This window comes from Bradyrhizobium sp. CB1717, assembly GCF_029714325.1.
In the GTDB taxonomy this organism is placed as follows: Bacteria; Pseudomonadota; Alphaproteobacteria; order Rhizobiales; family Xanthobacteraceae; genus Bradyrhizobium.
In genome coordinates this window covers 2,304,885-2,327,213 of the sequence record NZ_CP121666.1, presented here as the reverse complement: position 1 = coordinate 2,327,213, position 22,329 = coordinate 2,304,885, and the positions used below count along the sequence as shown (strand labels likewise).

The 22,329-nt window shown below is 64.2% G+C and carries 19 protein-coding genes; 7 read left to right on the top strand and 12 right to left on the bottom strand.

What is annotated here, in order from left to right; translation table 11 throughout:
* Positions 1–283: 283 nt before the first annotated feature.
* Together ppdK and QA649_RS11015 are read right to left on the bottom strand one after the other, a co-directional pair.
* The gene (gene ppdK, locus QA649_RS11020; protein ID WP_283024191.1) at positions 284–3,211 is read right to left on the bottom strand and encodes a pyruvate, phosphate dikinase; all 2,928 of its coding nucleotides are present in this window, start codon (positions 3,209–3,211) and stop codon (positions 284–286) included.
* Between the two features lie 96 nt (positions 3,212–3,307).
* Positions 3,308–3,463 carry a DUF3096 domain-containing protein gene (locus tag QA649_RS11015; protein WP_018648785.1) on the bottom strand — a complete coding sequence of 52 codons (156 nt, stop codon included), beginning with the start codon at positions 3,461–3,463 and terminating at the stop codon, positions 3,308–3,310.
* Positions 3,464–3,688: 225 nt separating this feature from the next.
* On the opposite strand from QA649_RS11015, the gene QA649_RS11010 reads away from it, so the two are divergent.
* Positions 3,689–4,039: a DUF1236 domain-containing protein gene (locus QA649_RS11010; RefSeq protein ID WP_283024190.1), complete on the top strand. Its 351-nt coding sequence runs from the start codon at positions 3,689–3,691 to the stop codon at positions 4,037–4,039.
* 304 nt (positions 4,040–4,343) lie between these two features.
* Here the strand turns inward: QA649_RS11010 and glyS are convergent, their stop codons facing one another.
* The 6 genes from glyS to QA649_RS10980 all read right to left on the bottom strand — a co-directional run bounded on the left by glyS (position 4,344) and on the right by QA649_RS10980 (position 10,033).
* Entirely contained in the window at positions 4,344–6,458 is a 2,115-nt protein-coding gene (glyS, locus tag QA649_RS11005; RefSeq protein ID WP_283024189.1) for a glycine--tRNA ligase subunit beta, read from the bottom strand.
* Positions 6,458–7,393, bottom strand: a complete 936-nt coding sequence (locus QA649_RS11000) for a glycine--tRNA ligase subunit alpha (protein ID WP_283024188.1) — start codon at positions 7,391–7,393, stop codon at positions 6,458–6,460. Before QA649_RS11000 ends, glyS begins: the two co-directional genes overlap by 1 nt.
* A 232-nt stretch (positions 7,394–7,625) precedes the next feature.
* Positions 7,626–7,817: a hypothetical protein gene (locus QA649_RS10995; protein ID WP_018648788.1), complete on the bottom strand. Its 192-nt coding sequence runs from the start codon at positions 7,815–7,817 to the stop codon at positions 7,626–7,628.
* Between the two features lie 104 nt (positions 7,818–7,921).
* Positions 7,922–8,830 (bottom strand): S49 family peptidase, encoded by a 909-nt coding sequence (locus QA649_RS10990; protein ID WP_283024187.1) that lies wholly within the window; start codon positions 8,828–8,830, stop codon positions 7,922–7,924.
* 215 nt (positions 8,831–9,045) lie between these two features.
* Positions 9,046–9,813 carry a methyltransferase gene (locus tag QA649_RS10985; RefSeq protein ID WP_283024186.1) on the bottom strand — a complete coding sequence of 256 codons (768 nt, stop codon included), beginning with the start codon at positions 9,811–9,813 and terminating at the stop codon, positions 9,046–9,048.
* Positions 9,806–10,033, bottom strand: coding sequence for a DUF2007 domain-containing protein (locus QA649_RS10980; protein WP_080135683.1), 228 nt, complete (start codon positions 10,031–10,033; stop codon positions 9,806–9,808). The genes QA649_RS10985 and QA649_RS10980 overlap by 8 nt, the downstream gene beginning before the upstream one ends.
* A gap of 134 nt (positions 10,034–10,167) precedes the next feature.
* Between QA649_RS10980 and QA649_RS10975 the strand changes: the two genes are divergently transcribed.
* The 5 genes from QA649_RS10975 (at position 10,168) to QA649_RS10955 (ending at position 14,981) form a co-directional block, all read left to right on the top strand.
* Positions 10,168–11,175 (top strand): polyprenyl synthetase family protein, encoded by a 1,008-nt coding sequence (locus tag QA649_RS10975; protein ID WP_026202916.1) that lies wholly within the window; start codon positions 10,168–10,170, stop codon positions 11,173–11,175.
* A gap of 481 nt (positions 11,176–11,656) precedes the next feature.
* Positions 11,657–12,172, top strand: a complete 516-nt coding sequence (locus QA649_RS10970; protein ID WP_283024185.1) for a helix-turn-helix domain-containing protein — start codon at positions 11,657–11,659, stop codon at positions 12,170–12,172.
* Position 12,173: 1 nt separating this feature from the next.
* On the top strand, positions 12,174–13,436 hold the full coding sequence (gene fabF, locus QA649_RS10965; protein WP_283024184.1) for a beta-ketoacyl-ACP synthase II: 1,263 nt from the start codon (positions 12,174–12,176) through the stop codon (positions 13,434–13,436).
* A gap of 44 nt (positions 13,437–13,480) precedes the next feature.
* A complete protein-coding gene (locus QA649_RS10960) occupies positions 13,481–14,113 on the top strand; it encodes a LysE family translocator (protein WP_283024183.1) in 633 nt (210 codons plus the stop codon).
* Positions 14,106–14,981 carry an alpha/beta hydrolase gene (locus QA649_RS10955; RefSeq protein ID WP_283024182.1) on the top strand — a complete coding sequence of 292 codons (876 nt, stop codon included), beginning with the start codon at positions 14,106–14,108 and terminating at the stop codon, positions 14,979–14,981. The genes QA649_RS10960 and QA649_RS10955 overlap by 8 nt, the downstream gene beginning before the upstream one ends.
* A gap of 331 nt (positions 14,982–15,312) precedes the next feature.
* Here QA649_RS10955 and QA649_RS10950 read toward each other — a convergent pair whose 3' ends face one another.
* From QA649_RS10950 to QA649_RS10935, 4 genes are all read right to left on the bottom strand, one after another.
* Positions 15,313–16,341 (bottom strand): IS110 family transposase, encoded by a 1,029-nt coding sequence (locus QA649_RS10950; RefSeq protein ID WP_283019331.1) that lies wholly within the window; start codon positions 16,339–16,341, stop codon positions 15,313–15,315.
* Positions 16,342–16,569: 228 nt separating this feature from the next.
* The gene (locus tag QA649_RS10945) at positions 16,570–17,454 is read right to left on the bottom strand and encodes a 4-(cytidine 5'-diphospho)-2-C-methyl-D-erythritol kinase (protein WP_283024181.1); all 885 of its coding nucleotides are present in this window, start codon (positions 17,452–17,454) and stop codon (positions 16,570–16,572) included.
* Between the two features lie 86 nt (positions 17,455–17,540).
* A complete protein-coding gene (locus tag QA649_RS10940) occupies positions 17,541–19,337 on the bottom strand; it encodes a tetratricopeptide repeat protein (protein WP_283024180.1) in 1,797 nt (598 codons plus the stop codon).
* Positions 19,338–19,647: 310 nt separating this feature from the next.
* The gene (locus QA649_RS10935) at positions 19,648–21,309 is read right to left on the bottom strand and encodes an electron transfer flavoprotein-ubiquinone oxidoreductase (RefSeq protein ID WP_283024179.1); all 1,662 of its coding nucleotides are present in this window, start codon (positions 21,307–21,309) and stop codon (positions 19,648–19,650) included.
* A gap of 135 nt (positions 21,310–21,444) precedes the next feature.
* Here QA649_RS10935 and QA649_RS10930 point away from each other — a divergent pair, with 135 nt between their 5' ends.
* The gene (locus tag QA649_RS10930; RefSeq protein ID WP_283024178.1) at positions 21,445–22,248 is read left to right on the top strand and encodes a uracil-DNA glycosylase; all 804 of its coding nucleotides are present in this window, start codon (positions 21,445–21,447) and stop codon (positions 22,246–22,248) included.
* Positions 22,249–22,329 lie beyond the last annotated feature (81 nt).

The window sequence follows — 22,329 nt, the reverse complement described above, 5'->3', positions numbered from 1 at the left end:
GCGCATTGGTAAATGCGGCCTGACGTGAAGCGGTAAACAACCGGTCAACGCAAATGGTGAAGGAACTCTTGCGCACGCGTATCATTACGGGACGCACGATGAGTTCCCGGTGTTGCAACACACTCGTCATTGCGAGCGCAGCGAAGCAATCCAGAGTCATTCAACGGAGGGATTCTGGATTGCTTCGCTGCGCTCGCAATGACGGCGTGGAGAGAGCGGTGCACAAAATGAAAAGAGGCAGGGCCAAAGCCCCGCCTCTCTCAACTCAATCCTGCGCTTCGCGTTACGCCTGGCTCGCGATCTCCTTGCCGAGCGCGGCTTGCGCCGCCGCAAGGCGTGCGATCGGCACGCGGTACGGCGAGCAGGAGACATAGTCGAGGCCGATATTGTGGCAGAAGGCGACGGAGGCGGGATCGCCGCCGTGCTCGCCGCAGATGCCGACCTTGAGCTTCGGGCGCGTCTTGCGGCCGCGCGCGACGCCGATCTTGACCAGCTCGCCGACACCTTCCTGATCGAGCGCGATGAAGGGATCGACCGAGAGAATGCCCTTCGCAACGTAAGGACCGAGGAAGCTCGCCGCATCGTCGCGGCTGATGCCGTAGGTCGTCTGCGTCAGGTCGTTGGTGCCGAACGAGAAGAACTCGGCCGACTGCGCGATCTCCGCCGCGAGCAGACAGGCGCGCGGCAGCTCGATCATGGTGCCGACCTGATAGGCGAGCTTGGTGCCCGTGTCGCGCATCACCGCCTGCGCGGTGGCGTCGATCCGCGCCTTGACGAGATCGAGCTCGGCCTTGGTCGCGATCAGCGGCACCATCACCTCGAGGCCGACGGCCTTGCCGGTGCGCTTCTGCGCCTCGACCGCCGCCTCGAAGATCGCGCGCGCCTGCATCTCGGCGATCTCCGGATAGGCGATCGCAATGCGGCAGCCGCGGAAGCCGAGCATCGGATTGAACTCCGAGAGCTCGCGCGCGCGGTCGGCGAGGCGCCGCGGGTCGGTGTTCATGGCGCGCGCCACTTCCTCGACCTCCGCATGGGTGTGCGGCAGGAACTCGTGCAGCGGCGGATCGAGCAATCGGATCGTGACGGGCAGGCCCTTCATGATCTCGAACAGCTCGACGAAGTCGGCGCGCTGCATCGGCAGCAGCTTTGCCAGCGCGGCCCGGCGCGACTGCTCGTCCTCGGAGAGGATCATCTCTCGCACCGTGCGGATGCGAGTCTCCTCGAAGAACATGTGCTCGGTGCGGCAGAGGCCGATGCCTTCGGCACCGAACTTGATCGCGGTGCGCGCGTCATCTGGCGTGTCGCCATTGACGCGGACGCCGATCTTGCGGACCTGGTCGGCCCAATTCATCAGCGTGCCGAACTCACCGGACAGCTCCGGCTCGATCATCGGCATGCGGCCGGCCAGCACTTGGCCGAGCGAGCCGTCGATGGTGATGACGTCGCCGGTCTTGAAGGTGCGCGAGCCGATGCTCATGGTGCCGCGGCCGTAATCGACGCGGATGGTGCCGCAGCCGGAGACGCAAGGCTTGCCCATGCCGCGCGCGACGACCGCCGCATGCGAGGTCATGCCGCCACGGGTGGTAAGGATGCCTTCGGCGGCATGCATGCCGTGGATGTCTTCCGGGCTGGTCTCGATGCGGACCAGAATGACCTTGCGTCCGTCGCCCTGAAGCTTGGCGGCTTCATCCGAGGAGAACACGATCTCGCCGGAGGCAGCGCCCGGCGAAGCCGGCAGGCCCGTCGCGATCACGTCGCGCTTGGCGTTGGGGTCGATGGTCGGATGCAAGAGCTGATCGAGCGAGGCCGGATCGATCCGCGTCACCGCTTCCTTCTTCGAGATCAGGCCCTCATTGGCGAGTTCGACCGCGATGCGCAGCGCCGCCTTGGCGGTGCGCTTGCCGCCGCGGGTCTGCAGCATCCAGAGCTTGCCCTGCTCGACCGTGAACTCCATGTCCTGCATGTCGCGGTAGTGCTTCTCGAGCAGCGTGTAGATCCGCGTCAGCTCCTTGAAGGCCTCCGGCATCGCCGATTCCATCGACGCCTTGTCGGAGCCCGACTCTTTCCGCGCCTCCTCGGTGATGTCCTGCGGCGTGCGGATGCCCGCCACCACGTCCTCGCCCTGCGCGTTGATCAGGAACTCGCCGTAGAGCTTGCTCTCGCCGGTCGAGGGATTGCGGGTGAAGGCAACGCCGGTGGCCGAGGTCTCGCCCATGTTGCCGAACACCATGGCCTGCACGTTGACCGCAGTGCCCCAGGATTCAGGGATGTCGTGCAGCTTGCGGTAGGTCACCGCGCGCGCATTCATCCAGGATGAGAACACCGCACCGATCGCGCCCCAGAGCTGGTCGTGCGGATCCTGCGGGAAGTCCTTCCCCGTCTCGCGCGCAACCGCGTCCTTGTACTTGCCGACCAGCTCGACCCAGTCGTCGGCGGACAGGTCGGTGTCGAGCGTGTAGCCCTGGCTGTCCTTGAAGGTGTCGAGGATTTCCTCGAAGTGATGATGCTCGAAGCCGAGCACCACGTCGGAATACATGGTGATGAAGCGGCGATAGCTGTCATAGGCGAAGCGGCGGTCGCCCGACAGTTCCGACAGCGCTTCCACGGTCTCATCGTTCAGGCCGAGATTGAGCACCGTGTCCATCATGCCCGGCATCGAAGCGCGGGCGCCGGAGCGCACCGAGACGAGCAGCGGGTTCTTGGTGTCGCCGAACACCTTGCCGGTCAACTTGCCGACATGGTCGAGCGCCTTCTCAACCTGCGACTGCAGTTCCTTCGGATAGGTCTTGTCGTGCGCGTAGAAGTAGGTGCAGACCGAGGTCGGGATGGTGAAGCCGGGAGGCACCGGCAGGCCGAGATTGGCCATCTCGGCGAGGTTGGCGCCCTTGCCGCCGAGCAGGTCGCGCATCTCCGTCCGGCCCTCGGCCTTGCCGTCACCGAATGTGTACACCCATTTGCCGGCCTTGGCCGCCGCTGGCGCCGCCTTGGCGGGTGCAGCCTTCTTCGGCGCGACCTTGGCGGCAACCTTCGGCGCAGCCGGCTTGGTTGCGGCCTTCGCGGCCGGCTTCGCCAGGGGTTTGGCCACCGGCTTCGGGGCGCTCTTTACGGCACTCTTGGGAAGCGCCTTGCGGGCCGCCGGCGCGGCTTTCGCCTTCGCGGAGGACTTTGATTTCGCTGGTATTTTCTTAGGCTTCGAGGCGGCTTTGGCCATAGCTTGCACACAACCTGCGAGAGGAATGGGAAATCGCGGGCCTTACACCACTTTGGAGGGGCCCGCGCAAGTCGGACAGTTCCGGAAAATGAACCCCTAGAGGTGGAGCCACTTCAGGAGCCCGAGCCCGATCGCACCGTTGACGATGAGAAAGATCGCGACGATCAGGTTGAGCAGCCGCGGCATGATCAGGATGAGCACGCCCGCAATCAACGACAGGATCGGCGAAATGTGGGCGACGGTGATGTGCATGAATTATCTTTCTGTGGAGGTGGGCGAATCGCGGGCGGATCATAGCGGTCCCGGTTCCGCGAGTAGAGACGCACAAGGCGCGATGCGGGTTCCCCCTTTCGCGAAAACTGCCTGAAATTGCCGCGAATGCGGCGGGCGTTTTCCCGGAACATTGCCAAGACGCAGGCATTGGCAACGAGTCGCGCCAATGGCGCTTTCCGAAAAATCACGTCGAAGGAGTTTTGCATGCGGAACAGGATTCTTGCTCTTGCAGCGCTCGCGGCCGCGATCGGCTCGCCCCTGGCGGCGCAGGCGCAAAGCGGCACGGTCGGGCGCGCACCCGTCATCGTCGACAGCGGCCCGACGATCGCAGTCGAACAACGCCCGGCCTTCCGCGACTATGTCGTCGAGCAACGTGTGCCGGCCTTCCGTATCCCGGATCGCGTGGTGGTCGGCGCCACCTTACCCGAAAGCGGCGTCACCTATTATGACGTGCCGCAACGTTTTGGCGCCACCACCTACCGCTACACCGTCGTGAACGGTGAAACGGTGCTGGTCGAGCCGCGTTCACGCCGCATCGTCGAAGTGCTGGACTAGATCGTTGTCCGGACGCGTTTTCGTCACGCGAACCGGTATCTGCCTCGCTTGAAAACGCCGCTGATCGACTAGATGTCCGGCGCGCCATTTCAATCAGGCTGGCGCGAGCAGTGTTAAATCGGACATCAGGCCCTGCCCGGTTTCCCCCCGCCGGGCGGGGCTTTTTTGTGTTTCGTCATTCCGGGGCGCGCGAAGCGCGACCCCGGAATCCATCGCGCCGCGCGTGATGTGGACAAATGGATTCCGGGTTCGCGCCAAGTGGCGCGCCCCGGAATGACAGCGGTGTTTGCCGCGCGAGCGCGCCTCAATCCTGGATCTTCGAGAAGTCCGCCACCGCACGCGTGGCGCTGCGGATTTCGTTCAGCAGCTTCAGGCGGTTCTCGCGCACCTTCGGATCGTCGTCGTTGACGCGGACCTTGTCGAAGAACGCATCGACTGCACTCCGCAGCGTCGACAGGGACTCCATTGCTTGTTCAAAGTCCTCTGCTGCAACATGCAACTTCGCATCTGCAACGGTACTTTGAATGGTACCCCAAAGGTGCTTTTCGATTGGATCGGCCATCAAACTGGGATCCGACGGTCCATCGAACGAGCGCTTATCTTTCTTCTCCTCGATCGAGAGAATGTTGTTAGCGCGCTTAACTCCGGCGAGGAGATTTTTGCCGTCGTCAGTGTCCAGAAATTTCCCAAGCGCCTCGACACGACGGACAACCATCAGGAGATCGCCCTGGCCGCCTAGCGCAAACACAGCGTCGACGAGATCATGCCGTGCGCCCTGCTCGCGGAGCTGGACTTTCAAGCGGTCGGCGAAGAATGGAAGAAGATCAAGAGTCCCCTTTCCTACACCACCACGAAAATTCTGTCCGATGAAGGCGATCACTGTGTCGTAATGACGGTCAAAGATCTCTACGAGATTGAGCCGGACACCATTCTCAATAAGCAGCCTGATCACACCCAATGCCGCGCGGCGCAGCGCATAGGGGTCTTTGCTTCCCGTCGGCTTCTCGTTGATCGCCCAGAAGCTCACAAGGGTATCAATCTTATCAGCAAGAGCTACTGCAACCGAAACTGGGAGTTGCGGAACAAAATCGTCTGGCCCCTTCGGTTGATAGTGCTGTTCTATTGCAAATGCGACTTCACCATCCTCGCCCTGCTTATGAGCGTAGTGAGTTCCCATAATTCCCTGCAATTCAGGGAATTCGCCAACAACCTCTGTTAGCAAATCCGCCTTAGCCAGTTTCGCCGCTCGTTTAGTCTTTTCGACGTCTGCGCCGACGCAAGGTGCGAGCACTGCAGCAAGCTTCTCGATTCGAGCGATACGAGCGGCCTGAGTACCAATCCTTTCATGGAAAAGAATGTCCTCGAACTTAAATAATCGATCTTCGAGTTTCGTCTTGCGATCAGTCTCGTAGAAGAACTTTGCATCGGAGAGCCGAGCGCGAATTACTCGTTCGTTCCCGGCAACGATTGTTTGGCCACCGTCTGTGGCTTCAATATTGGCAACCAGAATGAACTTGGGGACAAGGAAGCCTGTTTCTGCGTTCCGAACCACAAAGCACTTCTGATTATTTCGGATCGTGGATCGAATGATTTCGCCCGGGAGATTTAGAAAATCCGGCTCAAAATCGCCCATCAACACGACTGGCCACTCAACCAATCCGGACACTTCTTCAAGAAGACCAACATCCTCAAACAACTCAAAACCTTGCGCGAAGGTCAGCTCCTTGGCGTCGGCAAAGATGATGTCCTTGCGCGCCTGCGGATCGAGGATGACCTTTGCGGCCTTCAGCTTCGCCTCATAATCCTCGAAACGGCGCACGGAGATCGCAGCCGGCGCCATGAACCGATGACCGTAGGTGGTCTGGCCGGTCTCGATGCCGTCGACCTCGAACTTCACGACATCGGGCTCTTCGGTCTCGAGCCCGAACGTCGCGGTGATCGCATGCAGCGGACGGACCCAGTTCAGCGATCCCGGCTTGCCCGAGCGCGCGCCCCAGCGCATCGATTTCGGCCAGGGGAAGGTGCGGATGATGACGGGCAAGATTTCCGCGAGCACGTCGATGGCGTCGCGGCCGGGTTTTTCGATCAAGCCGATGTAGAAATCACCCTTGGGGTCGCGCTGGATCTTGGCCTCGTCCAGCGACTTCAGACCCGTCGCTTTCAGAAAGCCCTGCACGGCCGCATCGGGCGCGCCGATCTTTGGTCCGCGCCGCTCGGTCTTGAGGTCGGGCTGACGCGCGGGAATGCCATGCACCGTGAGCGCGAGGCGACGCGGGGTCGCGAAGGCCTTTGCGCCTTCGTAGACCAGGCCTTCGGCGACGAGCTTGTCGGTGACCATGCGGCGCAAATCGTCGGCCGCCTTGGCCTGCATGCGCGCGGGGATTTCTTCCGAGAACAGTTCAAGCAAAAGTTCGGGCATCAGGCCGCTCCGCCCGCTTCAGTGTGGATCCAGGCTTCGCCGCAGGCTTTTGCCAATTCGCGCACGCGCAAGATGTAGCTCTGGCGCTCCGTCACCGAGATCACGCCGCGCGCGTCGAGCAGGTTGAAGACATGGCTTGCCTTGATGCACTGGTCGTAGGCCGGCAGCGCCATCAGATGCGCCTCGCGCTTGCCATCCTTCCAGCCGGCGTCGAGATATTTCCGGCAGGCTGCTTCAGCCATCTTGAACTGCTCGAACAGCATCGCCGTGTCGGCGTATTCGAAGTTGTGCCGCGAATATTCCTGCTCGGCCTGCAGGAAGACGTCTCCATAGGTGACCTTCTGATCACCATCGCGGCCATTAAAATTGAGGTCGTAGACGCGGTCGACGCCCTGCACATACATCGCGAGGCGCTCGAGCCCGTAGGTGAGCTCGCCCGCGACAGGCGCGCATTCGAAGCCGGCGACCTGCTGGAAATAGGTGAACTGGCTGACTTCCATGCCGTCGCACCAGCACTCCCAGCCCAGGCCCCAGGCGCCCAGCGTCGGGCTCTCCCAATCGTCCTCGACGAAGCGGATGTCATGCACGGCGGAATCGATGCCGATCGCGGCGAGCGACTTCAGGTACAGCTCCTGCAGATTCGGCGGCGACGGCTTCATGATCACCTGGAACTGGTAGTAGTGCTGCATCCGGTTCGGATTCTCGCCGTAGCGGCCGTCCTTGGGCCGGCGCGAGGGCTGCACATAGGCGGCGTTCCAAGGTTTTGGCCCGAGCGCGCGCAGCGTGGTCGCCGGATGGAAGGTGCCCGCGCCCATCTCCATGTCGTACGGCTGCAGGATCACGCAGCCCTGCTCGGCCCAGAACCGCTGGAGCGCGAGGATGAAGCCCTGGAACGAGCGTTCCGGGCGCATATGGGCGGGCAATGAGGCGTCCATCGTCAGATCAGCTCTCGCGGGGGGTTTTGAATCGCGCGGGACCGTATCGACGGCGGGGATGGGAATCAAGGCAAAGGGGGTGGATTCGGGCTTAGCTGCACGCCGTCAGGGACGGTGCCGTAGGGTGGGCAAAGGCGCCCTTGCGCCGTGCCCACCATCTTTCCGGGGACTCCGATGCTGGTGGTGGGCACGCTTCGCTTTGCCCACCTTACGGCAGCGGTTTATGGCGCGGCTAACCCGGCCGGTAAGCTCCGGTCACAGGGTCGCGCTTCAGCGTCTGGATTTCCCCCATATGAGCGGCCTCGGCGACACGCGACAGGCGCATCTCCTCCAGCTCCTGGTTGATCCGGACGGCGGTCTTGTAGGCCCAGCGGACCACGGCAAGCCCGCCCAGGACGCCCGCGAAAGCGACGAACGGCGGCATCTGTCGATCCTTGTCTAGTGCTCAGCCCCCACACGCATTGTCGCGCAGTCGGGGCTACGCCGCAATTGGCTCGCGCCGGACCAAATGGCGCGGGAGGGCGCCGCCTAGAACCCGAATTTCGCCCAAATCGCCCGCGTCTCGACCGCCGAGATCAGGTCATCCGGCAGCCCGACCATTGATTCCAGGGCCGAAAGCTGGCCCGCGCCGGGCGATTTCCGCCCGAGAAGACCGGACAGCAGGCCGGTCGGCTGCGCAATCACGGGGGTGAGAACCTTCTCGCCATAGCGGGCACGAAGAGTTGAGCGGAGATCGCCGATGCCGTCGGCGAGCCCAAGCGCGATCGAGCTCTCGCCGGCCCAGTATTCGCCCGTGAACAGGGTGTCGTCGGCACCCTTCAACCGCACGCCGCGGCTCTCCTTCACCAGCGCAATGAAGATCTGGTGGATCTCGCGCTGGATCGCCTTCAGCTTGGCGACGTCGTCGGGGTTTTCGGGCAGGAACGGATCGAGCATTGCCTTGTGCGCGCCGGCTGTGTAGAGGCGCCGCTCGACGCCGAGCCGCTTGATCGCGTCCTGGAAGCCGAAGCTGCCGCCGACCACGCCGATGGAGCCGAGGATCGAGGACGGATCGCAGAAGATCTCGTCGCCCGCGCAGGCGATCATGTAGCCGCCGGAGGCCGCGACGTCCTCGACGAACACCAGCACCGGCAGCTTCTTCTCGGCCGCGAGCTGCTTGATGCGCAAGAATATCTGGCGCGACTGCACCGGCGAGCCGCCGGGCGAGTTGATCACCAGCGCCACCGCCTTGGCGTTCCGATACGAAAACGCCCGCTCCAGTATCCGCGCGACGCCCGCGAGCGTCATGCCCGGCCGCAGCGGCGTCACCGCACCGATCACACCCGACAGTCGCACCACCGGCACGACCGCCGTGCCGGGACGAAAGCGCGCCGGCAGATATTGCATGAGCTTGTCGGCCAGGCCGGAACTCCCACGATCGTTCAATTGTTCGGCCATGCCCTTACCTCTGATTAACCATTTCTTATCACGCGAGTGTCATTGAAAGTGCCTGGAACGTGTTTTGCAGAATTCCCGTTGGGAAGCTGCAATAGGCAGCGGAGGAAACGCCATGAAGATCTATCTGCTGCTGCTGCTGATCGGTGCGCTTTTCACGGCGATTCGCTTCACGTCCTCGTCCGAACAGCAAACGGAATCGCTTCCGCAGTAGGCCGTCACGACTCCGCCAGCGGCAACACCGCCCTCCCCTCCAGAATATCCCTCACCTCTTTTTTAGGCACGATTGACTCTTCGTTAAGCATGAGGCCCGGCAGCAATCGTGTCGGGGCCCGGCCGCCTTTGACCGCGCGCACCAGCACGCGGATCGCAGGCCTTCCCGCTTCGCCATGAACCGGCAGGACCACAAGGCTGCCGAAGCCGCGTGACAGCGCTGCCAAAACCTCGGCGATTCCATCTGCGCGCCAGATCAGAGTCAGCACGCCGTTCGATCGGAGGATACGCCGCGCTGCATGCACCCACGCATGCAGCGTCTCCCCGGTCGCGACATGCGCGGTGTGGCGGGACTGATCCGGCGACCCACGATGCCGCGCCGGATCGTTGAAGGGGGGATTCATCAGCACCACGTCGACACTGTCGGGCACCAGCCCATGTGCCGCGAACGCCTGCGGGTCGGCCATGACGTCGAGCACGATCGCCTCGGCGATGATCGCATTCGCCTCCGCATTGGCGCGTGCCAGCTCCGCCAGTTCCGGATCGATCTCGACCATGCTCAGTCTGATCCTTGCGACGCGGCGGGCGAGCGCGAGGCCCGCTGTGCCGATACCGGCGCCAAGGTCGACCACGCGGTCCCCGGCCTCGGCCTGCGTCGCCGCGGCGAGCAGGATGGCGTCGTGCCCGGCGCGATGGCCGGAACGCTTCTGCTTCAGGAGCAACTGTCCACCGAGAAAGGCGTCCTCGGTGATATCTGCTGCGGCCTCAATCATCGCCGCGCAGTTCGTGGCTGAGGCCGGCCTCGGTCAGGAGCTGCCGGGCCTCGAGGGCGTCGTCCTCATGGACCAGGATCCGCCGCGGCAGAATGCCGAGCGAGCCCTCGATGATGCTCATGTTCTGGTCCAGCACCAGATGATGGATATTGGCGCCGTCGAGCAGCGCGCCGATCGCCGATACCAGCACCATATCGTTGGTCCGAACCAGTTCACGCAAAACTGAGGTCTCCTGCCTGAAAGGGGGCTAAAGCGGCAAATGTCAATGGTTCCGCAGGCCTTGCCGCATCCGCCGCCAGTTTCTATTGTATTTCCATCAGAATAGCCCCTCCGGGGCAAATATTGGAGACCGGCGTGGCCGTCATCGTACCTTTCGAAACTCCCGGCGCGTCGATCGAAGAGCTGGTTGCCCTTGTCGCCCCTGATATGGAGCGCGTCAACGCCACGATCCTGTCGCGGACGGGGTCGGACGTGACCATGATCCCGGAGGTGGCCAACCATCTGATCTCCTCCGGCGGCAAGCGCCTGCGGCCGATGCTGACGCTCGCCATGGCCAACCTCGCCGGCTACACCGGCGACGGCCACATCAAGTTGGCTGCCTCCGTCGAGTTCATGCATACCGCGACGCTGCTCCACGACGACGTCGTCGACGAGAGCGAGATGCGCCGTGGCAAGCTGTCGGCGCGCATGCTCTGGGGCAATGAGGCGAGCGTGCTGGTCGGCGACTTCCTGCTGGGACAGGCCTTCCGCATGATGGTCGAGGTCGGCTCGCTGCGCGCGCTCGACATCCTCTCCGCGGCCGCCGCCACTATCGCCGAAGGCGAGGTGATGCAGCTCGCCGCCGCCAAGAACACCGCGACCACCGAGGACGAATATCTCGCCGTGATCCGCGGCAAGACTGCCGAGCTGTTCGCCGCCGCCTGCGAGGTCGGCCCCGTCATCGCCAATCGCCCGAAGGCCGAGCAGACCGCCTGCCGCTCGGTCGGCATGAATCTCGGCATCGCCTTTCAGCTCGTCGACGACGTGCTCGACTATGGCGGCAAGAGCGCCAAGCTCGGCAAGAACACCGGCGACGATTTCCGCGAAGGCAAGATCACCTTGCCCGTCGTGCTCGCCTTCCGCCGCGGCAACGACACCGAGCGCGCCTTCTGGATCCGCGCGCTGGAGCGCGGCGAGATCGGCGACAGCGATCTCGACCACGCCATCGGGCTGATGAACAAGCACCGCGCGCTTGAGGACACGCTGAGCCGCGCCCAGCATTACGGCGCCATGGCCGTCGACGCGCTGGCCCTGTTCCCGTCCTCGCCGATGAAGAGCGCGCTGGAGCAGGTCGTGGCGTTCTGTTTGGCACGGTCGCATTAGGTCGCAGTTATCGGCACACTGCCGCCACGCCCTTGCTGTCGTCCCGGCGAAGGCCGGGACCCGTACCGCGTGATCATCGGTAAGCGCGCGGTCACCGTACCGCGCGGCTACACCTTCATGACCAATCTTCGTCAAACCTCTCCCTGTGGTTATGGGTCCCGGTCTTCGCTGGGACGACGCTGGTGAGATCGCCTCGCCATCGCTTCGACACCGTCATTGCGAGCGCAGCGAGGCAATCCAGCCTCCGATTTAGGGGAGGCTCAGGGGAGACTCAGCCTGTCCCCGCGGAGGGATTCTGGATTGCTCGCTGCGCTCGCAATGACGGAGCAAAGGCGCGCGGGCCATTCTCCAACTCGCATTCAACTTTCAGCGACGCCTTTTCGACGATGCCCTCCCAGGGTCGTAACTCGCCCCACCGGCGCCGGGATGCTGCCAACCCAGTCACTTGCATTTTGCAAGTAACTGACCTAACCTCCCCGTCATGCAGCCGAAATCCCCTTCCATCCTGGAATGCCCGGTCGGCCGCGCCGTGGAGACGGTCGGCGAATGGTGGAGCATCCTCATCTTGCGGGATGCGTTCCAGGGCGCGACGAGGTTCGACGAGTTTTCGAAAAACCTCGGCATTGCACCGAACATCCTGTCGCGGCGGCTTGCCCATCTCACTGACAGCGGCATGTTCGTCCGCCGCCGCTATCAGGAGCGGCCACCGCGCTACGAATATGTGCTGACGGACAAGGCCCGGGATTTCTTCCCCGTGGTCGCGGCGCTGCTGGCCTGGGGCAACAAGCATCTCGCCGCTAAAGGCGAAGCCATTCTGCTGGCGAGCCGTGAGGATGTCCGCCCGCTCGATCCCGTCGTGGTCGATGCCACCGACATGCAGCCGATCACACTCGCCAATGCCGTGGTCATCGCAGGCCCAGGGGCCAGCCGCTTGATGCGCAAGCGGCTCGCTTCACTCAAGGCCATGAACCCGGCCATCGCGCCGGTGGGAGACTGACATGCGTCGTATCGTCGTGACGGGAATGGGCGCGGTGTCGCCGCTCGGCTGCGGTGTCGAACTGTCCTGGCGGCGGCTGCTCGCCGGCCAAAGCGGGCTGCGCCCGCTGCCGGAATGGGCGCAGGCGCTGCCGGCGCGCATCGCCGGAATCGTGCCCGACACGGCCGATGATGCCGAAGGCGGCTTCGACCCGTCGCAAGCTGCCGCGCCAAAAGACCAGCGCAAGATGGACCGCTTCATCCTGTTCGCGCTGCTCGCCACCGCAGAAGCAGTCGCGCAGGCCAAATGGACGCCGCAGGATGCAGACTCGCTGGAACGCACAGCGACGATCATCGCCTCCGGCGTCGGCGGCTTCCCGGCAATGGCGGAAGCCGTGCGCATCACCGAGCAACGCGGCGCACGCCGGCTGTCGCCATTCACGATCCCCTCGTTCCTCGCCAATCTCGCCGCGGGTCATGTCTCGATCAAATACGGCTACAAGGGCGCGCTGGGCACACCTGTCACGGCCTGTGCCGCGGGCGTACAGGCGATCGGCGATGCCGCGCGCATGATTCGCGCGGGCGAAGCCGACGTCGCGATCTGCGGTGGCGCGGAGGCCTGCATCGACATCGTCAGCCTCGGCGGCTTTGCCGCGGCACGCGCGCTGTCGAGCGGCTTCAACGACGAGCCCGCGCGCGCCTCACGCCCGTTCGATCGCGACCGCGACGGCTTTGTGATGGGCGAAGGCGCCGGCATCCTGGTGATCGAGGATCTCGAGCATGCGCTTGCCCGCGGCGCGACACCGATCGCGGAGATCGTCGGCTACGGCACGACGGCGGACGCCTACCACATGACGTCGGGCCCGCCCGATGGCGACGGCGCCCGCCGCGCCATGGAGATCGCGCTGCGGCAGGCGAACCTCGTGCCCGCGGATTTGCAGCACCTGAACGCACATGCGACGTCGACGCCGGCCGGCGACGAGAGCGAGCTTGGCGCCATCGCCACGCTGTTCGGCCGCAACCGCGGCATCGCCGTGAGCGCAACCAAATCGGCCACCGGCCATCTGCTCGGCGCCGCCGGCGGGCTGGAAGCGATCTTCACCGCGCTCGCCTTGCGCGACCAGGTCGCGCCGCCAACGCTCAATCTCGAGAACCCCGACGCGAACGCCGACGGCATCGACATCGTCGCCGGCAGTGCACGGCTGATGCCGATGCAGCACGCCATCTCCAACGGTTTCGGCTTCGGCGGGGTGAATGCCAGCGTGATCTTCCGCCGGATGGGCTGAACGGAAGGCCTTGCAATCGCGGCAGCCTGCGTTACCAAAACAGGATGACCGAAACCAATTTCTGGCTGTTCCTGGCCGCAGCATTCCTCATTGCGGCAATTCCCGGCCCCGGCATTTTCTACGTCGCGGCACGAACCCTGTCCGAGGGCCGCGCGAGCGGCTTTGCCTCGACGGCGGGCACGGCGCTGGGCGGGATGGTCCATGTCGTGGCCGGCAGCCTCGGTATCTCCGCGATCATCCTCGCCAGCGCGGAACTGTTCACCGCGGTGAAGTTTGTCGGCGCGCTCTATCTGGTCTGGCTCGGCATCAAGACGTTTCGCAGCGCCGGCCGGACGATCTCGCTCGAGAGCAAAGCCGTCGGCGACAAGCGCGCATTTCGCGACGGTGTGCTGGTCGAGGCGCTGAACCCGAAGACCGCGGCATTCTTCCTCGCCTTCATTCCGCAATTTCTCGATCCCGCGGGACCGAACCCGATGCTGCAATTCATCGTGCTGGGTGCGATCTCGGTGACGCTGAACACGCTCGCCGATGTCGTCGTGGTGCTGATAGCCTCCGTGACGCGCACGCAGCTGATCGGAAGGCCGCGTCTGATGCGGCGCCTCACGCAGGGCTCCGGCGTCTTCATCGCGGGCCTCGGCCTCTCGCTCGCGCTGGCGCGGCGGCCGGCAAATGGCTAGCGCCCCGCACGACCGCTTCTATGAATCGCACGGCCTGCGGCTGCATTATGCCGACTGGGGCAACGAGAGCGCGCCGCCTCTCATCTTGGTCCATGGCGGCCGCGATCATTGCCGCAGCTGGGACGTCATCGCGCGCTCGCTGCAACCGCATTTTCACGTGATCGCGCCCGACCTGCGCGGTCACGGCGATTCCGACTGGACGCGGGGCGGCAGCTACGCGCTGACCGAATATGTCTACGATCTCGTCCAGCTGGTCCGCACCATCGCCGCGCCCCAGATCACCCTCATCGGTCACTCGATGGGCGGCATGGTGAGCCTGATCTTTTCCGGGTCATTCCCCGAGCTCGTCACCAAGCTCGTCGTGCTCGACGGCGTCACCATGCTGCCGGACGCGCCCAAGCCGCCGGCGCACGAGCGCATCGGCAAATGGGTGGGCCAGCTCGACAGACTGCACGACCGCACGCCGCGCCGCTATGCGACCCTCGCGGACGCCGCCGCGCAGATGGTGTTGCACAACAGGCGGCTGTCCCGCGAGCTTGCGCTGCATCTCGCCACGCACGGCGCGCGGCGGAACGAGGACGGCACTTATAGCTGGAAGTTCGATCCCTATCAGCGCGCCAGTGCACCGCACCGGCTCTGGCCGGACGATCACGTCGCGCTGTGGTCTCGCATCGCCTGCCCGACGCTGCTGCTCAATGCAGGGGAGAGCTTCCTCGCAGGCGCCAAAGCGGCAGGCTTGGAGCGGTATTTCCCGCAGGCGCGGGTCGAGACCATCGCCGGCGCAGGGCACTGGCTGCAGCACGACAAGCCGCAGGAGGTGTTGGGTGAGATCCGGCGGTTTCTCGGGCTCGGCGAGAGCAGCGGCTAGCTCGACTGTCGCAGGGTGGGCAAAGGCGCGACAGCGCCGTGCCCACCATGCATCCAGATTGCAGATGTGGACGGCCCCCCCGCTTGTCAGGATTTTAGCAGACTTCTGGCCAGATCGCTTGCTATCAGATGTCCGGCCTGTTTGCGCGGACAAAGCCCGCTGGCCAAGATGGTGTTCGCTACGCACGCTCCAAGCACATAGGCGACATTCGTGATGCCAGTGTAATCTACGGAAGCTCGCGCGTATTGACCGATCGGTCCTTCCATCTACTGCGTCCTGCAAGTTCGTGGGTCATCCGGCGAGCAATCTCGGCCGGTACACTGAGTTCAGATCAGATGGGCATGGCGGCTACCGGCCGGTTGTACACGCCACCCGATATCATCAAGCGCCAGGCGATACGGGCGAACTTGTTGGCTAAGGCCACCGCGACTAACTTCGGCGGCTTTCGCTCCAGCAGCGAAGTGAGCCAGGGTGTCGGCTTATGACGGCCCTTTCGAATGTGCCTCAGCAGCGCGGTCGCGCCGACAATCAACGTCGATCGGAGCATTGAATCTCCGGCCTTTGTGATACCGCCATATCGTTGCCGGCCGCCAGTTGAGTGATCCTTGGGGGTCAGTCCGAGCCAAGCCGCGAAGTCGCGGCCTGATCTGAACGTCTCCGGCGGGGGCGCCTTCATGCTTAGCATGGACGACCCAATCGGACCGACGCCAGGAATCGTCGCGATCCGCCTGCTGACATCATCCTCACGATGCCACTTCATCAGCTTGGCTTCGATCTTTGCCAGGCGGGCTTCGACCGCGGCATACTCCTCCGCCTGAAGGCGGAAGAGATCCCGCGCCATTTCCGGTAAGTTGTCATCCTCGAGCACCCGCTTGATAAGTGCCGTGACGTTCTGCCGACCGGCGGGGCCAACGATGCCAAACTCAGCCGCATAACTCCTGAAGGCATTAGAAAGCTGCGACTTCACGCTGACCAGGCGTTCCCGCACGGTCATCAACATGCAGGCCGCTTGCCGTTCTTTTGACTTCACCGGTACAAACCGCATACTCGGCCGGGTGACCGCCTCGCACAGCGCCTCGGCATCGGCCGCGTCGTTCTTGCCGCGCTTTACGTAAGCCTTCACATATTGGGGCGGGATCAGCTTCACTTCATGACCAAACGACTGCAGCAGGCGCGCCCAGTGATGCGAACTGCCGCAGGACTCAATGGCGACGAGGACCGGCGGAAGGCGCTCGAAGTAGCGGATCATCTCGGCTCGCCGAAACTGCCGCCGGACGACTACTGCCTCGTTCTCGTCAACACCGTGAAGCTGGAAGACCGACTTGGAAGTGTCCATACCGATACGAATGGGAAGATTCATCAGACTTTCCTCTCATCTAGCTATGACGCCAGAGCGCCATAGAACCGTGGGGATGAGAGGCCGTCCACACCAGCACGAATAGATTGGTGGGCACGCTGCGCTTTGCCCACCCTACGGCAGTGTGCATGCATCACGCAGCTACATCCACGTCATTGCGAGCGCAGCGAAGCAATCCAGGCTTCCACCGCGGAGGGATTCTGGATTGCGCGCTCGCAATGACGGACAGACCTAGCTCAACGTCCCCGCATGCACCCACCAGCCGGGGTGATTGCGCCGGATCTTTTCGGCAGCGGCATGTGCGTCGGTGGGCGCACCATAGATCGCAAAGCACGTCGCGCCGGAGCCGGACATGCGGGCGAGCTTGACGCCGGCGGAATCGCGCAAGGACTCCAGCACCTCACCGATCACCGGCTCGATCCGCAGCGCGGGCGCCTCGAGATCGTTGGCGACGGTTTCGAGAACCTCGACCCAATCGGCGATCGACCCGCCCTCCTCCGGCCAGGCCGGCGCTTCGAGAACCGAGGTGGCGCCAACCAGCAGCTCGCCGTTGCGCAGGCCCAGCGCCTGGAACACGTCCTTGGTGGCAACCGGCACGCGCGGATTGACCATCACGCAGGGCATGCTCGGCAACGCGAGCGGCAGCAGCTGCTCGCCGACGCCGGTCATGTCGCAGGCGCGCGAGAGCAGGCACACCGGCACGTCGGCGCCGGTCGCGAGCGCAACCTTCTGCAAACGGGGATCGTCGAGCGACAGATTGTTGAGGCGCGCCAGGAGACGCAGCGCCGCCGCGGCATCGGCCGAGCCGCCGCCGATGCCGGCGGCCACAGGAAGCACCTTGTCGAGCGCGAAAGCGCCGAGCTTCAGGCCCGGCACGGCCTCGGCCAGAAGCTTGGCCGCCTTGAACACGAGATTGTCTGATGTCTCGCCGCAGGCTGCAGCCAGCGGCCCGGCGGTCGTGAGCTTCAGCTCGCCGCCCGGCTCCAGCGTGAGCCGGTCGGCGCAATCGGCGAACGCGACCACGCTTTCGAGATCATGATAGCCGTCCGCACGACGGCCAACGACGCGAAGGCTCAAATTGACCTTCGCCCGCCCTTCTTCAATCAGCGCCGACATCGGCGATCAGCCCCCAAATGACTCACGTGTTTGCGCATGATCAGATCGGAAAACCGCTACACACTTTTCCGGATCATGCGCGTAGATCAGCCGCCCTTGCCGTCGTCCTTCTTCTTCTCGGCCTGCGCCGCGGAAGAGTTGGAATTGTCGTCGGTCAGACCGTTGGCGATCTTGGCCTCGATCTTCGGAAGCTCATCCGGTTCGGGCTTGAGATCGCGCGCGTGCGACCACTGGAATTTGGCTTCCAGGGTGCGGCCGACGCGCCAATAGGCGTCGCCAAGGTGATCGTTGATGGTGGGATCCTCGGGCTTGAGGTCGATCGCGCGCTCGAGGTTCTTCACCGCCTCTTCGTAGTTGCCGATGCGGTAATAGGCCCAGCCGAGGGAATCGACGATGTAGCCGTCGTCGGGACGCTGCTCGACGGCGCGCTTGATCATCTTCATGCCCTCGTCGAGGTTCACGCCCTGGTCGATCCAGGAATAGCCGAGATAGTTGAGGACATGCGGCTGGTCGGGCTGCAGCTCGAGCGCCTTCTTCATGTCGGCTTCGGCCTTGGCCCACTGCTTGGAGCGCTCCTCGCAGATGCCGCGATAATAGTACCAGACGCTGTTGGCCTTGTCGTTGCCGGGCGTCAGCACCTCGATGCCCTGCGAATAGGTCGCGCCGCAGTCGCCGAACTTCTTGCGGCCGCGCTCGATATTGCCGAGCGCCATGATGGCTTCGATATCCTTGGCATCCTCCGTCGTGACGCCCTTGAGGATCTTGATCGCCTCGTCGGTGCGATCGGCCGAATCGAGGTCGATGGCGAGCTGGATCTGCGCGTTGCGCTTCAGCGGCGAGGTCGCGGGCACGCGCTCATAGACCTTGATCGCCATCTGCGGCCGCTTCACCGATTCATAGAGATCGGCGAGCGAGAGCAGCGCCAGCGGATGGCTGGGCTGCAGGTAGAGCGAGAGCTGCAGATAGACCAGCGCCAGATCCTCGCCGCCGCGACGGGTCAGCGTGGCACCGATGCCGTAGAGTGCTTCGGCAGCGCCGGCCTGCGCGGAATCGGCCAGCGGCGGCAGCTTCTTGCCGGCCTTGGTGTCGCGCAAACCTTCCACGATGAGCGGGTGGCGGGCGAGCTTCTTGTCGAAGGCCTGGTAGACATTGGTCGCCGCAGCCGAATCCTTGTTGCGCGACAGCCAGCGCGCATAGGCCTCGGTGACGCGCAGCATGGAATCGTCGAGCTTGTAGGCGCGCTCGAAGCGGGTGCCGGCATCCTTCTCCTTACCGGAGAGCTCCAGGATCATGCCGGCATGCAGGTCCTTGAACAGCGGATACCATTCGGGACCCGCGAGCTTGTCGATGGTGGCAACGCCGCCCTTGGCATCGCCGGCGCCATAAGCGGCCCAGCCCGACAGCAGCGTGGCGACGAGATCGGTGATCGGGCCGCGGATCGACTGGTTGATGTTGCTCTGCGCGGTCGCGTATTTCTTCAGCTTGAGATCATGCACGCCGACGACGAGACGCGCGACGCGGTTGGTCTTGTCGATGGTGAGGATGCGCTCGGCGAGCTTGACCGCCTCATCGATGTCACCGTCGGCGACTGAGGAGATGAAGGCGCGGTCGAGCAGCTCGTTGTTCTTGGGATCGGTGCGGAGCGCCGAGCGGTAGAAGGCTGCCGCCGAAGCCGCATCGCGCTCGACGCTGGCGTGGCGGGCGGCAAGATAGCTGCCGGCACCGGTGAGCGACTTCAGATCGTTTCTGGTCGGAAACTGCGCTGCCGTGTCCGCCGGGTGATCCGGCGTCTGAGCCAGGACCGCGCCGGGGACCGTCGCGATCGCTGTGCCCATGAGGGCGATGGCGGCAACAGTCCAGCGGTTGAAACGATTTGAGAACATCAGGGCTCGCCTTGAGTTGGTAGTGCCTGGGTTTGCAGCAGAAGGCCGGCTCGCATGCGAACGCGGCCAGTGGCATCGGGACCCGGAACCGTCGGGTCGGACAATGCCGCTTTTGGCGGTTCACCGCAAGGATTCGGACCGGGCGATCCCCCCGCACGCCCCAAATCGGCCAACTGACCGGTCAAGAGCGCCCCAAGACGCCGCTACTATGGCCTTATCGTGGCCGCGACAGGTGGCCGCGGCCGGGTTCTCACGCGAACGTGCGCCAGATCACGCTTTGTGACGTCGTTCGCTCCGGCCGGGCCCGTTCCTACATCGCCTCGTAGTTCGGACCGCCACCCCCTTCCGGCGGAACCCAGGTGATGTTGCCGTTGGGGTCCTTCACGTCGCAGGTTTTGCAGTGGACGCAGTTCTGGGCGTTGATCTGGAAGCGCGGGCTCGCCCCCTCCTCGACCCACTCGTAGACGCCGGCCGGGCAATAGCGATTCGAGGGACCGGCAAACACGTCGTGCTCGGACGTCTTCTGCAGGTTCATGTCCGTGACCTTGAGATGGACCGGCTGGTCCTCTTCATGATTGGTATTGGACAGGAACACCGAGGACAGCTTGTCGAAAGAAATCTTGCCGTCGGGCTTCGGGTAGTTCTTCGGCGTGTGCTGCTTGGCCGGATCGAGCGTGGCGCGATCGGGCTTGGAATGCGACTGGGTGCCGAACAGCGAGGCGCCGAACAGCGTGTTGCACCACATGTCGAAGCCGCCGAGCGCGACGCCGAGCACGGTGCCGAATTTCGACCACAGCGGCTTGACGTTGCGGACCAGGAACAGATCCTTGCCGACCGACGAGGAGCGCCAGGCGTTCTCGTACTCGACGAGCTCGTCATTGGCGCGATCGGCCGCGAGCGCGGCCGCAACGTGTTCGGCAGCCAGCATGCCGGTGCCCATCGCATTGTGCACGCCCTTGATGCGCGGCACGTTGACGAAGCCGGCGGCGCAGCCAATCAGCGCGCCGCCGGGGAAGCTGAGCTTCGGCACCGACTGGTAGCCGCCCTCGGTGATCGCGCGCGCGCCATAGGCGAGCCGCTTGGCGCCCTCGAAGGTGCCGCGGATCGAGGGGTGGGTCTTGAAGCGCTGGAATTCGTCGAACGGCGACAGATACGGATCGTCGTAGTTGAGATGCACGACGAAGCCGACGGCGACGAGGTTGTCGTCGTAATGATAGAGGAACGAGCCGCCGCCGGTCTTGAGGTCAAGCGGCCAGCCGAACGAATGCTGGATCAGACCCTTCTGGTGTTTTGCGGGATCGATCTGCCAGACTTCCTTGAGTCCGATGCCGAACTTCGGCGGCTCGCTCTTGGCGTCGAGCGCGAACTTATTGATGAGCTGCTTGGTCAGGCTGCCGCGGGCGCCTTCGGCGAACAGCGTGTACTTGCCGAGCAATTCCATGCCGCGGGTGAAGGAATCCTTCGGCTTGCCGTCGCGGCCGATGCCCATGTCGCCGGTGGCGATGCCCTTGACCTTGCCCTCCTCGTCGTAGAGCACCTCGGCCGCGGCGAAGCCCGGATAGATCTCGACGCCGAGCGCCTCTGCCTTGCGCGCCAACCAACGGCAGACATTGCCGAGCGAGCCGATATAGCAATGATGGTTGTCCATCAGCGGCGGCATCATGAAGTTCGGGAGCTTGATCGCGCCACCGCCGGTCATCCAGTAGAAGCGGTCGTCCTTGACCTGCGTCTTCAGCGGGCAGTCGGAATCCTCGCGCCAGTCCGGAATGAGCTTGTCGAGCCCGGCCGGGTCGATCACCGCGCCCGAGAGGATATGCGCGCCGACCTCGGAGCCCTTCTCCACCACGACGACGTTGAGATCGGCGTTGAGCTGCTTCAGCCGGATCGCGGCCGACAGGCCCGAGGGGCCGGCGCCGACGATGACGACGTCGAATTCCATGGATTCGCGCGGGGGAAGTTCTTCGGTGCTCATCTGATCTCAGCCCTTGAGACGGTCCTCGGTCGTTTGCGCCCTCTTGTTTCCGATTTTTCCGGGTAGGACAACCTCGGAAATGCATTCCGGTGGGATGCAAGGCGGCCTAAACTGAACTAATAGTCAGACTTTCCCATGATCCCCGAACCCGCACCCACCGTCCGAGAGCTGCTCGCCTTCTATCTGGAGGCCGGAGTCGACTGCGCGCTGGCGGAGGAACCGATAGACCGCCTGGCGGAAATCGATGCGCCGCTACCTAGCCCGCGCGCGGCGCCGGTCGAGGCGCCCCGTCCTCTCGCCGCGCCCGCGGTGATGCGTGGCGAGGCCGCCCCTGCACCCGACGTCGCCATCGCTTCGGCGCGCGAGGCTGCGCGCACCGCGCCGACCCTGGAGGCGCTACGCGAGCTGATGCAGAATTTCGAGGGCTGCGCGCTGAAGAACACGGCGACGCGGCTGGTGTTCGCCGACGGCAACCCGCAGGCGCGCATCATGTTCGTCGGCGAGGCGCCGGGCCGCGACGAGGACATCGAGGGGCTGCCCTTCGTCGGCCGCAGCGGCAAGCTGCTCGATCTCATGATCGGGGCGATCGGCCTCAACCGCACCACCGCTTACATCGCCAACGTCATTCCTTGGCGGCCGCCCGGCAACCGCACGCCGACCCCGCAGGAGACACAAATCTGCCTGCCCTTCATCCAGCGCCAGATCGAGCTGGTAAACCCTGACGTGCTGGTGACACTCGGCAATCCTTCGACGCAGACGCTGCTGTCGACGCGCGAGGGCATCATGCGCACCCGCGGGCGCTGGTTCGAGTACGAGACGGGCCAGCGCACCATCCGCGCGCTGCCGACCTTCCATCCGGCCTATCTGCTGCGCTCGCCGTCATACAAGCGGCTGGCCTGGCAGGACCTGCGGGCGATTGCGAAGGTGCTGGCGGGGTAGTGAGGGGCAGAACGCTCTCTCCCCGTCATTGCGAGCGCAGCGAAGCAATCCAGAATCTTTCCGGACAGGGACTCTGGATTG